Genomic DNA, 13,632 nt, shown 5'->3' with positions numbered 1-13,632 from the left:
AAAACGGCGGACCACTCAGCCCGCCTGACAGGCTAGCCTTAAGGCCATCCCGTCTTGAGACAACCTGCGGTGGCGCACATCTTCGTGACGGGCCTGTTTGAGCGCACTTGCCCACCAACTGAGTTGGTCCAACATTTTCAGCAAGGTGCGGCGTGGGCGTTCTTGCTCACGAAGCACACCGTTTGAATCGAATTGTTCCCAGGCATTAATAAAACACACCGAATCTCTGACACTGGCACTTTGCAGTTCCACAAATACCTGTCTGAGTTGTTCGACCGCCCGCAGCCCGCCGGATACCCCGCCATAACTCACAAAACCTACCGGCTTGGTATGCCATTCGGAACTGACAGAATCAATCAGTTGCTTCAAGGGTGCAGGAAAGCTGTGGTTATACTCGGGTGTGACCACAATAAAGGCGTCCGCCGCCCCAAGCTCAGAACGAATGCCTTGCATAACCAGTTCAGACAGTCCGCCAGACGGCTCACAAAAGTCTTTTGGATCTATTAAACTCAGGCGAAATGCATTCAGTGCAGCTAATTCCCCCATTAACCAATCAGTCACACGCTCACACAAGCGTCCCTCGCGGGTACTGCCCATAATAACGGCGATATTCAGTTTGTCTGACATGCAATACTCCTTGCTAGGCGAAGAACAGATTCACTCAGCGGCCTAAATCATTTTTACACAGCACTATTACTGATTTACACAGCCAGCGATGTCACTTAGGCTAAAACCTCAAGCAAGGTTAAGGTCAAGCGTCAGATGAAAAAAAATTCTGAAACAAACCCAACTGATTGTGGCAAGCACACAACACTGAGCGTTGGCCAGGTTGCCAAACGCAGCGGCATTGCCGTCTCGGCGGTACATTTTTACGAACAGAAAGGACTCATACAAAGTCGCCGCAATGCGGGCAATCAGCGTCGCTATCATCGCGATGTACTGCGACGTATTGCAGTGATTAAAACCGCTCAACAAGTCGGCGTGCCTCTGGCCAAGATAGCCCATGCCCTGTCGTCGTTACCCGACAACAAAGCACCTAATGTTGAAGACTGGGCGCACATGTCGAGTCTGTGGCTGGACGATCTGAACCACAGAATTGATACCCTCATCGCCTTGCGAGACAACCTCAGTAATTGCATTGGTTGCGGCTGCTTGTCCCTACAACATTGTTGGCTGAGAAATCCCGGTGATACCTTATCCCAGCAGGGTTGTGGCGCCAGACTGATTGACCCGGACTGAGACTCAGCTCCTGCCCAAAGCAGCATGAAGAAATGCCTTCAGAGTAACGCGCTGAGCAATTAAAAACCCCCTGACCAGATAGGTGTTGGCACAGTTCTGGCTTATTAACTTTTGCGACTCATTGGCTGGCAAGCAGAAGGATCGCCGGCCGAAACAACAGGAGGCTTTATGTTAGGCTGGGCACTTACCTTTTTAATTATTGCCATTATCGCCGCGTTATTAGGATTTGGCGGTATAGCAGGAGCGGCAACAGGTATCGCGAAAGTCATCTTCTTCGTGTTTATTCTGTTGATGCTGATATCACTGCTAGCCAATGCGTTAAGAGGAAAACGACCAAAACTGTAAATTCAGCTTAATTAACGGAGTAAATATCATGAACAACAAAACTTTAGCAGTGGCAATGTTACTGGCGACCCTTGGCCTGACGGCTTGTGATAATGCTGGCAAAGCCGAACAAGCTGGCGAGAAAGTTGACCAAACCGTTGAGCAAGCCGGTGAAAAGCTGGATGACGCGTTGGAACAAGCAAAAGACAAGATGCAAACCGCTAAGGACGATCTTGAGAACCTTGCAGAAGAAACCGGCGAGAAGCTGGATGACGCTGCACAGACCAGCGCCGATAAATTAAAGGAACTTTGCGAAAAAGCGAAGGAGAAAGCCGAGTTTAAAGACAAGGAATGCTAATAATCAACAGGGGGGCGAAAGCCCCCCTTTTCACTTTGACTCAATAGCCATTTTTAGCTGCGAGGCTTTTTATTCGGCAAATCGCCAGTCTGGTTAAAAGGAGGACGAATGCCGGTTGCGATGTATTACCTAAGTGGCTGTCTAGCTGCCTTTGTTCTGTTTTTACTCTCTCCATGGATGGCCCTCAGTATCATCCTGGCCTGGACCAGTTTGTCATTACTTGCGGTGGGTCTAGCCTATCTTTTCAACTATCCGGCCTTATTTCGCAAACGGGCTGACGGCTCGATTCCCATAGCCATTCGCTGGCTTTTCATTCCATTTTTATTTGGTGCCACGCTTTACAACTATTGGGCCAGGAAGCGGGACAAGGTGCCGCAGGTACAGAAAATCACGGATCAGCTTTACCTTGGTGCCCGATTATTTAGCCGCGACTTGAACTACCTAAAAGCACAGGGTATTCGAGCTGTGTTAGACGTTACTGCTGAGTTCAATGGTCTGGATTGGGCCATTGAAGAACAGCCCCTTCACTACCTGAATGTACCCGTATTGGACCATAGCGCACCGAATGCCGCACAACTAAATCAGGCCATCAACTGGCTACACCAACAGCACCGCCAAGGGCGTAAAGTGCTAGTGCATTGTGCCCTGGGGCGGGGACGCTCGGTGTTAGTCGCCGCTGCTTACCTTTTGGCTACACAGCCAGATAAATCGGCAAATGAGGTGCTGGACAGTATCCGCGCTATACGCCAGACAGCCAGACTAAACCGCTGGCAATTTAAACAACTAGAGTACTTGCATCAGGAAGACAAGTTGAGATTTGCGGTAAACGCCTGGTTAATTGCAAATCCAGTGGCGGGCGGCGGCAAATGGCAGGACTGTAAAGCGCAGATAGAACAACAACTTGCCCCTAGGCTCGCGCTAAAAATAAAACTCACCAGCCCTGACGAGAACGGCCGAAAGTTGGCTGAGCAAGCCATCAAGGCGGGGGCAGACATAGTAATAGCCTGCGGCGGCGACGGTACCATCACAGAAGTCGCTTCGGTGCTGACTGACACCCAAGTGCCGCTGGGCATCATTCCGATGGGAACCGCCAATGCCCTAAGCTATGCAATTTGCGGCATCAAAAGCAAAGTATTTCCCATAGATACGGCCTGCCAGGCTATTTTGGAAGGGGAAGTTCGCGCCATTGATACTGCCAGATGCAACGGCAAGCTGATTTTGCTATTAGCCGCCGTCGGTTTTGAACAGCAGATGATTGAAGCCGCCAATCGTAAAGAAAAGAATGCACTGGGGCAATTTGCTTACTTATTGGGACTTTGGCGCGCAATTGAGCAAAATCAAAACCTGCAACTTGAGGTGCAGTTTGATGATGAGCCCGCGCAGACTCTCCACACTCACAGTCTGGTGGTCGCCAATGCAGCGCCGCTTACCACCTTATTAGCCCAGGGAGATGGCGAACCCGATCTGGCTGACGGCAAACTGGATGTCACCTGGTTGTCACCCAGCGAAAACTCAACACAGCATCTGTTAAGCCTCACCGAGCTGGCTTTGGCAGGTATCAGTCCAACAGGGGAAAACATCCACCATCGTCAGATAACCCGCATTCGTATCGATGGGCCAGATCTCTCGAGCTATGTGATTGATGGCGAGGTATTCGACGACCTTCCGCTGGATATCCAGATTCGCCCGGCGTCCCTAAACGTTTTGGCACCGACCCTCAAATGACATGACTCGCAGCCCTGCAAAATAGGGGCTGCGAGCAATTGTCGGGCTGTGGGGACATTAGTGACCAACACCTCGTTAACCCTATCCCACATGCTGTAGAAACGGCTGAAGAGCCCGCCAATACAGGGGTTCAATCCAAAGGTTAGGCTCTGTTTTAAATCCATTCGCAGCGAGAGCTAATTCAGCCACACCCAAAAAAATGTCCCCTACAGGCGACACAAACACCATCCAACAAAAAATATATTTATATTTTTCAATAAGTTAAAAGTTGGCATTATCTTCGCTACAGGTAAAGTGAGTTTAATGACAATGTCAAAGGAGACGATGATGAAACTCACAACCACCCTGATGACTCTGACACTGATTGCGGCCCCGGTAGCCATGGCAGGAGAGAATAGCTGGGAAAAGGAAGCCAAGGACGCCTGGATTGACGGCAAGGCAGAGACAACCTTACTGCTAAACACCAATCTGAATTCATTCGACATCAACACCGATGTCAAAGATGGTGAAGTTACCCTTACCGGTAAGGTCGAGAGCGAAGTGGACAAATCCCTGGCTGGAGAATTGATTGAAAGCCTGGATGGTGTCACCAAAGTCCATAACAAGCTGGCTGTCATTAACAGCGACAGCCCAAGTAAAGTGGTGCAAACCCTGACAGACTCGAAAGTGGTCGCCGTGGTTAAAACCCGCCTACTGATTGAATCTGAAGTCACCGGCAGCAATATTGATGTTGATGCAAAACAAGGTGTAGTGACTTTAGAGGGCGAAGTCGCCACTGACGCAGAGCGCGATCTGGCCATCGCCATCGCCAAAAACACCGCTGATGTCACGAAAGTCGTAGATAAGCTTGAAATTGTAGAGAAATCTTAATGTCCATAAGCCCACCCTTCGGGGGTGGGCTTATATCTAATAGTTCACCGCCACAAACTCCCCTGCTCGCCCAATCAAGGTCTAAAGTTGTAGTGAGCTTGACGGCATTTCTGAAGACAACTCATGACAGAAAAAACCAAAACCGCCCTGATAACTGGTGCCAATCGAGGACTGGGTTTTAGCATTGCCAAAGGATTAGCCGAAAGAGGGAACATCAAAGTACTGGCGGCAGCTCGCAGTAAAGTAGATGCGGAGAACGCCGCACGCAATATTGGCCATGGTGCCGTAGGCGTAGAATTAAATTTACTGGATAAGCCCGAACTGCGTGCGCAGGCCATAGCCCAGGTGTTAGGGCCGATAGATATTCTGATTAACAACGCGGGCATACTGCTGCCTGGCGAAGCTCCTGATTGTCAGCGAACAGAGTTAGAACAAGCTCTGCAAGTGAATGCCATTGCGCCTTTTTTACTGATGCAGGTACTAGGTAGCTTGATGCAACAGCGCGGCTGGGGGCGAATTGTGAACCTTACGTCGGGATGGGGTACCTTTTACGATGGCTTAAGTGGCCCTATGTCCTATTCGGTCAGCAAGGCTACCCTTAATGCCATGACTGTTAATATGGCCCGCGCGTTAGGGGATAAGGTGAAGGTCAATGCAGCCTGTCCAGGCTGGGTCAGAACGGATATGGGAGGTCCAGATGCACCGCTTTCCGCTGAGCAAGGTGCCGATACCCCCATCTGGCTGGCGACCCTGCCTGATGAGGGACCAACAGGTGGTTTGTTCCGTCACCGTCAGCCTTTGCAGTGGTGAATACGCTCATGTGCGCCAGCGATTAAACGACCAATACCACTGCTCAGGGTAGCGCAAAATGATCCGCTCAAATCTGTCATACAAAAGCTGCATCGCCTCTGTATAGGCGTGTTTAGTCCTCGCAACCGGCTCTGTCATAAAAGACTCAATGTAAACCTGATATCGACCGTTCTCGCCAATACAGCCGTAGGCAAGCAACATAGGCGTACCGGCAAAGGCGCTCAGCATGGCAGGGCCAGCAGGTGCGGTAGTCTGGTGCCCGAAGAAATTGACGTTCACATCTCTGGCAAATAAATCTGCATGCAAAGACACTACCGCACCTTGTTGTATATGCTGTAGTAAACGCACAAAGGCTCCATCTTGTTTCTTCTCCACATAGTTTATCCCTGCCTGCTGGTATGGATTATGTGCGGAGGGAATAAAGGCCGGCATATGTGTGAGGGTAACCGAGCGACCGGTCAGGCGTTGTAGCGCCAGCGGCACCAACTCATAACAACAAGTATGTAAAGTTGCTACGCACAGCCCCCGACCTCCGCTAAGTTGTTGACGCACTGACTCGTCGCAGTAGATCTCTATCTCAAGGTTATTCAGATCCAGACAGTCCAATAAACCACGGATTATTGTTGCATAAGAGCGAAAACAAAGACGCTTCACCTGCTCGCTACTCAAATTCGGCAAGGCCTTATTTACATTGCCAGCCGCCCGGGTCCGGGTACGTCTTGCCACAGCAAGAATCAAACGCGCCAAACCACCTGCCAGATAGGGGCGAGTGCGACGCGGTAAGCAAGTCAAAAATCGCAGCAGAACAACCACCGAATGCTGCTGTATGCTGATTCGCCCATCACGCATTAGCCTTGGCCTTTTTAATAAAGTCGGTGAGTGTTGCTACAGAATAAAAGGTCTCACTATCAAACCCAGCATCCTGAACATCCAGGCTGAAGCTCTGGCTGACTTCCGTCAACAGTAGCATCAAGGCCATGGAATCAAAATCGGGCATTTCTCCCAGCAATCGCGTATCGGCGTTAAAGTCTGTCGCCGGTCGACTGAGTATATTACTCAGTAATTCAGTTAGTTGAGTTTGAATATCCATACATGCTCCTACTCGTATTGAAGAGCACTATACATCCCGTATCGGACACAATTCCGTGAGCAAATTGTTGATAGCTGTAGGCAAGTGTATGGAACTGTTTGGGGCTAAACAGGCATAGCGAACGACAAAACGTTCGCTTTGGTTTAATGGTAAAAGGGCAAATCAGGTGAAGTCAAAGACGTTAACTTACTGAACATTGCTGAATAAGCACTGTCATCGCCGCACCTTGCAAAGACGGATGAGGAACAAGCAGATTCTGGTCTTCAACGATATGCAACAGACTGGGCCTTATACCAAAACTGATTAGCTCTCGCTTAACCGCTTCGGCTCGGGATAAGGCGAGACTTTCTGGCAATGCGTCCCCTGCACCAGGATCACGATAACCATAGATCATTGCCAGTGAACGAGGGTTTTGCTTAATCAGCTCAGCTTGTTGAAACAGTTTATCCAGTTCTGTGACGGGTATTTTGGCGCTGCCACTTGGAAAACCAACCAACAACTCTTTCAACGCCTGACGTTGTACATGAAAATTTGTCATCAGTCCCTCCAGCATATGGACCTGAATAAGCTTTCCCTGCAAGGGAAATGGCGCGCCCGTCCATGTGGCGCACCCAGGTTGAGAATTGTTAAGGCTTAGTTACCTTGAAACTTATCAAATTCTGCCCTTGTGATTTGGCCATCACTATCGGTATCAATCTGCTCGAAAACAGCTGCCAGGCGGCTATCTACCGAGGCTTCTTCCTTGCTTAGTGCGCCATTGCCATCCTTATCCAGGGATGTAAACAAATCAGCACCTGTTGCAAATGCCCCCATGGCAGGCAGGAAAAACAGAATAAATGCGAACTTTTTCATCTTAGTCTCCTTTGACTTTTGCAATGTCCCGGCCTGTCACACTGATAAGCAAGCCGGGTAAGATCTTAAGCTTTAGTTACCTTGATACTTGTCAAACTCAGCCCGAGTAATTTGGCCATCACTATCGGTATCAATCTGCTCGAAAACGGCCGCCAGGCGGCTATCTGCAGAGGCTTCTTCCTTGCTTAGTGCGCCATTGCCATCCTTATCCAGGGATGTAAACAAATCAGCACCTGTTGCAAATGCACCCATGGCAGGCAGGAAAAACAAAACACATGCGAACTTTTTCATAATATTCTCCTTCAACATTGGGACGACCCGGCCTGTCATTCAGCTAATTAAGGCCGGGTACGCTTTAGCATTAATGCTTAGTTGCTTTGATACTTATCAAATTCAGCACGAGAGATTTGGCCATCGCCATCGCTATCAATCTCATCGAACGCCGCAGCCAAGCGGCTTTCAGCAGAGGCTTCTTCTTTACTCAACGCACCATTACCGTCCTTGTCCAGGGCAGCAAAAAGGTCGCTGAGATTGCCGCTAGCCAAAGCACCAGTGGCAGGCAGGAAAAACAAAATAAATGCGAACTTTTTCATAACTTTCTCCTTCGACTTTGTTATTACCCGACTTGGTGTTAGTGCAAGTCGAGTCGGCATCGTTGCCGGGGTAGCGGTAACGGCGTTGTCGCTAGCGCTTGAACTAGACATTACAACTTCAATGCCAACTTTGTTTTTTTCTTTTAAAACAAACAGATAGAAAATTACGCGAGGAATTCATCAGTAAATACTGTCGCCTTGTCCCAACACTAAACGCGCAGATAATTTTTTATTCTTTAAAATCAAATAGATAGTCTGTCATCTATCTGAAACACAGTGCTCTGGGGCCTGTTTTGGCGGGCTTTTTACACTAGCGGTCAGACAAGGTTTCGCTCCGCGGCAGGGAGCTAACTCATTGTGTTACTGATAAAATCCGGTTGGAAAGGGTAATCAGTGGCAATCGCAGGTATAAAAAAGGCCGGAATGCCCGGCCTGTTGTAGATGATTAAATTCGGAATACCGACACCTGCCCCTGCAGATTCACCGCCAATCGCGACAGATCATCACTGGCTTGGGCATTCTGATTGGAGCTGTCAGTGACACTGGCAATGCTGGTGCTGAAGTCGTTGACATTAGCACTGATCTCATTGGCCACTGTCGTCTGCTCTTCGGTGGCAGTAGACACTTGAATATTCATATCGGCAATCACCGTCAGGGACGCGATAATGTCTTTAAGAACCTGTGAAGAGTCTTCTGCATGATTGACACTGTCTGTGGCCATCTGCTGTGCCTGACTCATACTTTCCACTGCGTCCTTAGCCGCCACTTGCAGTTTACCAATCATCTCGCTGATGGACTCTGTGGCCTTTTGGGTATTATGCGCTAGTTGTCGCACTTCATCGGCCACCACCGCAAAGCCGCGTCCAGAGTCACCAGCCCGGGCCGCTTCAATAGCCGCATTCAACGCCAGTAGATTGGTCTGCTCTGCTACATTCTGAATCAGTTGAACAACCTGGTTAATGTCATTGGCCTGACTATGTAACTGCTGAATGACTTCACTACTGCGATTAACCACACCGGATAATTGGTTTATGGAGTGGATATTCTGCTGTACCTTTTGCTGACCGAGCTGGGCCTGCTCATCAGCGTCATTGGCTTTTTGTGAGGTAAGCAATGCATTTTGCGCCACTTCTTGAATGGCCGCAGTCATCTCAGTCACAGCCGTCGCAATTTGCGTGCTTTGATGTTCCTGCTCATTGGCCGTGCTGGCAACTTGCGTACTGATAGCATGCATTTCCTCCGCTGAGGCGGCCAGAGTAGTCGAGGCCTGGATCACTTCCTTAACCAGTGTGTGTATGCGTTCCAGCATATTGTTAAAGCCTTTCGCCGTCTGGGCAATTTCATCCTGCCCAACCACACAAGCTCTTACGGACAAATCCGCCGAATCCGCAATCTTGGTGATAGTGTCGCGAAGACCTAGCAATGGGGAGTTGATAGAACGGTAGATCAACCAGGCTATTACTAACATCAATAAAAACAGTACCGCCATCTTAACGATGAAGAGCGTTACCGTTGTCTCATAATCTGCTGCCACCTGCTGACGAAATTTATTCGCTTCGTCCAATTGCAGTTGAATCAAATCGGCATAACTTGCACTCAAAGGATCGAAAGCCAGGTATAGCTCTCTGACAAAGCTATTAGGGTCAACAGATGAAAGACTGCCCTGCGCCATCAATCGGCGATAGTCAGCCAACTTCGTCAGTACGGCATTCAGGTTGGATTCAACCTGACGTACCAGTTGTTCTTCCTCGCTAGTCAGCTTGGTACCTTTATAGTCCTGCCATTGCTTATCTGCGGTGTCCTGCGCTGCCTGCATACGACGAGACAGCTCATCTTTGGAAATCACTCCAGCCCGGTATTTATGCAATATGTCGACAATTTCAACGGCATAATTGTCTGATACCACTTTAATTTGTTGCAGCGGTACCACTCTGTCTTTGTACAAACTATCGATTTGTTGGTTTAACTGACGAAGGTCCTGAAGGGAATTAAAGGCAGAAAGTGCAAAGAAAAATAGCGGTAAAGCAACCAGGATCACCAACCGCACTTTGACTGTTACTTGATTCAGCATGATGTATTCTCTTGTCACAGCGGAAAACTACATCCATAACTCATGTCCTCTCAAGCATATTTTTTGCCTGAGATCAGTCCTTTAGCGAATGGGACAAATTCAGTTTATGCCACTTATAGGCGCTTCTCCACTGAATAATGTCAGTTACTTAAAAACAGTTTAGAACACGGTTCTGGTCAAAAAATAACAAATAATTTAGTAGCTACCCTGTAGTCACAAAAAGTAACAAGCTAAAAAAACACAAATTCGGTTAACAAAAAGTAAAGGATAAAAACCATCAAATTACAATTGTGACAGTTTTATTTCAATATCGATGGATTAGACATCAGTTGAAACAATTCACCTGAAAACCACGTTATTTAAGGCTTCCAATCAAATCTCACAGCCGATAGGATGCGCGCCGCAAACTTGTTTGCAGAACAACAGATAAAGGAACATCATGAAAAAAATTAATGTAGTGCTGACTTCTCTTCTACTTTCCTCTTCCGTAGTAGCACAAGAATATAACCTGTTCAGTGAGCTGAACTACACGCGTGCAGAAGTAGGCCAAGCCGATGCCGACATTCTCGGTGTAAGCTCCATTTACTACTTTGACAAGAAAGCGGTATTGGGCCCACTGGCAGAACTGTCTTACATCAACGACAAAACCAATGTCTACGGTGCATACATTGATAGTGAAGGTGGAGTTAATGACCTGAACATCGGCGGCGAGTTGTTCTATAACAACTTCCTGTTTGGTGCCGAATACAACCGCGCCGAAGTAGGCAGCGACGATTTCGACAGCAGCACAGTTACCTTGGGTTACCTGATCAACCCTAACTTCCTGGTAAAAGCGGATTACACTGACTTAGAGCACGGCGGTTTCGCCACTTTCGGTGCTCAGTACACCCACTCTCTGGGCGGTGTTGACTATGTTGGTTTTAGCCTGAACGTTGACGATGAGTTCGACGTATGGACAGCGTCCAGCAAATACTTCAGTGCACTGGGCGAAGACCGTTTTATTGCCGCAGAACTGTCTGTGACTGACAACGACGGTGACACTGACTGGGGTATTAGCGGTGATTACTACTTCACTACTATGACCTCTGTTGGCCTGAGCTACGCTGACGAAGCGAGCGACGATGTTTGGGGTATCAACGCCAAGCATTACTTCAACACTAACTGGGCAGTATCTGCTGCTTACGCCAGTGCTGACGAAAACGATGCAGATATCTACAGCATCAGCCTAATTGGCCAGTTCTAATTATCAACCGATAATTGACTGACAAAAAAGCGGAGCCCAGGCTCCGCTTTTTTATGTTCAGGATGAACGGTATGCCGCGGTGGCATGGATGCCAAAGAGCGGCAATGTCCATGGAGGGACTGAATGACGACGTTGCAGGAGCATTCGTCGTCGATGTTCAGGATGAACGGTATGCCGCGGTGACATGGATGTCAAAGAGCGGCAATGTCCATGGAGGGACTGAATGACGACGTTGCAGGAGCATTCGTCGTCGATGTTCAGGATGAACGGGCAGATAATTATAAGCTACTTCCATGTAGCTTACCTGCGTTGCAGGCCAGCTAAAGCTGTTCCATAGCGTTCTATACGCTATGGTGCTCCTGCATTTTCTGCACTTCCACCATCCCTGGCGGTCGGCCGAAAAATTGCTCCTGCATTTTCTGCACTTCCGCCGTCCATGGCGGTCGTATACCTTCGTAGCATGGATGCCAAAGAGCGGCGATGTCCATGGAGGGACTGAATGACGACGTTGCAGGAGCATTCGTCGTCAATATTCAAGACCGGCAACTAGCTGCCGATACGTCCCCCGCCCTGCTTAGTGACCACCACCACTGAGGGCCTTGGCGGTAGATCATCCCTAAAATCTGGCCAACGGGTTTTGGGATTATCAAAGCTACTGCCGCCGCCAGGATGCTGTATCGAGCAAAACAGGTTTTGCGAGTCGGGAGTAAAAAACGGCCCGCACAATTCCGCGCCTTCAGGGGTGCGCAGGAAACGTTTGGTCAAGGCTCGGTTAGGGCCACTGACCTCGGTTGCCCAAATGCCATCTGCAACACCCAGCACTTCAGCGCCATCAGTGGCAATCCAAAGGTTACCCAGATTATCGAAGGCACAGTTATCCGGGCAGGCCAACCAGCCATTGTCGGTAATATCCGGATGATATTGGCTGCCGGACTGACCTTTTTTACCAGCCACAATCATCAGCTCCCAGCTAAAGGTGTCGGCACAGTGGTCACCACCTGGCGGCGTCAGCTCCAGCACTTGTCCGGTCAGATTTTTCGCTCTGGGGTTAGGGCCATCCACCTGTGCGGTCTGGCGGTTACTGTTATTGGTTAGCATTACATAAACCTGGCCAGTTACCGGGTTAACGTCTACATCCTCTGGCCTGTCCATCGGGGTCGCCCCCAGTAAATCTGCCGCTTTACGACAATCCAATTGCACATCCGCCTGGCTATGGAAGCCGTTTTCAGCGGTCAGCGGCCCATGTCCAAATACCAAGGGCAACCACTGCATGCTGCCATCATCATTAAAGCGCGCACAATACAGCGTGCCCTCATCCAGCAGATGAAGGTTGGCCTGCCGGTTATCTGGCTGGTAGCGACCTTTACTAATAAAGCGGTACAAGTACTCAAATTGCTGATCATCACCGCTATACGCCACAACGCTGTTGTCAGCATTGACGAACACATTAGCCCCCTCGTGCTTATAGCGGCCAAGTGCAGTGCGCTTTTTGGGTACGGAATGAGGGTCAAATGGGTCGATCTCTACCACCCAACCTACATGTAGAGGCTCTGCCGGATTTTGACGCATATCCCAGCGCTCATGATGCAGTCCCCAACTGGTTCTGAAGTCACTGACCATGCCAAAGCGGCGATAATTTTCACCTTCGTTACTGGCACTGAAATCGCCACCAAAGAAGGTATCCACATTCTCCTCACCGGTCAGAATAGTGCCCCAGGGGGTGACACCACCCGCACAGTTGCCATAGGTTCCGCGGGTTTGCACCCCATCCGTGCTGTAACGGGTAAACAAGCGACTGCTGCCTGCTGCAGGGCCGGTCATCTGCATTGGCGTATGGGGAGTAATACGGCGGTTGTAGGGCGAATTTAACACCAACTGCCACTGCCCATCAGCCTGGCGGGCAATTTCCACCACACTTAAACCGTGGGCGGCAATATTTACATCGGTTTGCTGTTTGTCGAGCGCCAGTTCAGAGGGCGAGCCTGGGAACATCATCTCGGAACTGCAATATTCGTGGTTAACCACCAGCAAACCACGGTCGGATGCTTGCGAGCCCAAAGGCAAGGAAACAAAACCAATGAAATCATTGTTATAACCAAACTGCTTGAGCTGGCGCTGCTCGGTTTGCTGCTCAGGGTCAAAGGCGGGGGTATTGGGGAACAGCGCATCCCCCCAGCTCACCAATACCTGTGTCTGATAACCGGGCGATACCGACAAATAGGCATCCAGGCCATGTTCGAGCTCGGTAAAGATCAGCGAACCCTGCGCCTTACTCACGGCAGAGGCTGAGGTCACAACTGATGAAGTTTTGATGCTGCAGGCCCCCAGCATCATAGTGGCGCTGCTAAGACCTAAACCTTTCAGGGCATTCCGACGGGAAAGGCGTACAGCCAAAACGGATTGAAAGTCTGGGGAAGAAGATGATTTTTGCGGCATAAAGGTCTCTGTTCTCGTGCA

16 protein-coding genes are annotated in these 13,632 nt (G+C 49.4%); 7 read left to right on the top strand and 9 right to left on the bottom strand.

Going from position 1 to position 13,632, the window contains the following annotated elements:
• Positions 1–15: 15 nt before the first annotated feature.
• Complete coding sequence (locus tag KJY73_RS03145) at positions 16–627, bottom strand: NADPH-dependent FMN reductase (protein ID WP_214340258.1); 612 nt, start codon at positions 625–627, stop codon at positions 16–18.
• A 135-nt stretch (positions 628–762) separates the two neighbouring features.
• On the opposite strand from KJY73_RS03145, the gene soxR reads away from it, so the two are divergent.
• The 6 genes from soxR (at position 763) to KJY73_RS03115 (ending at position 5,326) form a co-directional block, all read left to right on the top strand.
• Positions 763–1,239, top strand: a complete 477-nt coding sequence (gene soxR, locus KJY73_RS03140; RefSeq protein ID WP_214340257.1) for a redox-sensitive transcriptional activator SoxR — start codon at positions 763–765, stop codon at positions 1,237–1,239.
• A 168-nt stretch (positions 1,240–1,407) separates the two neighbouring features.
• On the top strand, positions 1,408–1,584 hold the full coding sequence (locus KJY73_RS03135; protein WP_214340256.1) for a DUF1328 domain-containing protein: 177 nt from the start codon (positions 1,408–1,410) through the stop codon (positions 1,582–1,584).
• A 28-nt stretch (positions 1,585–1,612) separates the two neighbouring features.
• Entirely contained in the window at positions 1,613–1,921 is a 309-nt protein-coding gene (locus KJY73_RS03130; protein WP_214340255.1) for a hypothetical protein, read from the top strand.
• Between the two features lie 108 nt (positions 1,922–2,029).
• Positions 2,030–3,646 carry a diacylglycerol kinase family protein gene (locus tag KJY73_RS03125; RefSeq protein ID WP_214340253.1) on the top strand — a complete coding sequence of 539 codons (1,617 nt, stop codon included), beginning with the start codon at positions 2,030–2,032 and terminating at the stop codon, positions 3,644–3,646.
• Positions 3,647–3,973: 327 nt separating this feature from the next.
• The gene (locus KJY73_RS03120; protein WP_206592437.1) at positions 3,974–4,516 is read left to right on the top strand and encodes a BON domain-containing protein; all 543 of its coding nucleotides are present in this window, start codon (positions 3,974–3,976) and stop codon (positions 4,514–4,516) included.
• Between the two features lie 123 nt (positions 4,517–4,639).
• Positions 4,640–5,326, top strand: coding sequence for an SDR family NAD(P)-dependent oxidoreductase (locus KJY73_RS03115; RefSeq protein WP_214340251.1), 687 nt, complete (start codon positions 4,640–4,642; stop codon positions 5,324–5,326).
• 6 nt (positions 5,327–5,332) lie between these two features.
• On the opposite strand, the gene KJY73_RS03110 is transcribed toward KJY73_RS03115, so the two are convergent.
• The 7 genes from KJY73_RS03110 to KJY73_RS03080 form a co-directional block, all read right to left on the bottom strand.
• Positions 5,333–6,175 carry a lysophospholipid acyltransferase family protein gene (locus tag KJY73_RS03110; RefSeq protein WP_214340249.1) on the bottom strand — a complete coding sequence of 281 codons (843 nt, stop codon included), beginning with the start codon at positions 6,173–6,175 and terminating at the stop codon, positions 5,333–5,335.
• Positions 6,168–6,416, bottom strand: coding sequence for a phosphopantetheine-binding protein (locus KJY73_RS03105; protein ID WP_214340247.1), 249 nt, complete (start codon positions 6,414–6,416; stop codon positions 6,168–6,170). The genes KJY73_RS03110 and KJY73_RS03105 overlap by 8 nt, the downstream gene beginning before the upstream one ends.
• A 181-nt stretch (positions 6,417–6,597) precedes the next feature.
• Positions 6,598–6,954 (bottom strand): OmpA family protein, encoded by a 357-nt coding sequence (locus KJY73_RS03100; RefSeq protein WP_214340245.1) that lies wholly within the window; start codon positions 6,952–6,954, stop codon positions 6,598–6,600.
• 95 nt (positions 6,955–7,049) lie between these two features.
• A complete protein-coding gene (locus tag KJY73_RS03095) occupies positions 7,050–7,268 on the bottom strand; it encodes a calmodulin (protein WP_214340243.1) in 219 nt (72 codons plus the stop codon).
• A gap of 72 nt (positions 7,269–7,340) precedes the next feature.
• Positions 7,341–7,559, bottom strand: coding sequence for an EF-hand domain-containing protein (locus KJY73_RS03090; RefSeq protein ID WP_214340241.1), 219 nt, complete (start codon positions 7,557–7,559; stop codon positions 7,341–7,343).
• Positions 7,560–7,636: 77 nt separating this feature from the next.
• Positions 7,637–7,861, bottom strand: a complete 225-nt coding sequence (locus KJY73_RS03085) for an EF-hand domain-containing protein (RefSeq protein ID WP_214340239.1) — start codon at positions 7,859–7,861, stop codon at positions 7,637–7,639.
• Positions 7,862–8,306: 445 nt separating this feature from the next.
• The gene (locus KJY73_RS03080; protein WP_214340237.1) at positions 8,307–9,932 is read right to left on the bottom strand and encodes a methyl-accepting chemotaxis protein; all 1,626 of its coding nucleotides are present in this window, start codon (positions 9,930–9,932) and stop codon (positions 8,307–8,309) included.
• Between the two features lie 439 nt (positions 9,933–10,371).
• On the opposite strand from KJY73_RS03080, the gene KJY73_RS03075 reads away from it, so the two are divergent.
• On the top strand, positions 10,372–11,175 hold the full coding sequence (locus tag KJY73_RS03075; RefSeq protein WP_214340235.1) for a putative porin: 804 nt from the start codon (positions 10,372–10,374) through the stop codon (positions 11,173–11,175).
• A 546-nt stretch (positions 11,176–11,721) separates the two neighbouring features.
• Here KJY73_RS03075 and KJY73_RS03070 read toward each other — a convergent pair.
• Entirely contained in the window at positions 11,722–13,611 is a 1,890-nt protein-coding gene (locus tag KJY73_RS03070) for a PhoX family protein (RefSeq protein ID WP_214340229.1), read from the bottom strand.
• Positions 13,612–13,632: the final 21 nt, after the last annotated feature.

Origin of the sequence: Bowmanella yangjiangensis (assembly GCF_018531185.1) — a bacterium.
Classification (GTDB): domain Bacteria; phylum Pseudomonadota; class Gammaproteobacteria; order Enterobacterales; family Alteromonadaceae; genus Bowmanella; species Bowmanella yangjiangensis.
The sequence above is the reverse complement of the archived record's forward strand: the minus strand, read 5'-3'. Positions and strand labels throughout refer to the sequence as shown.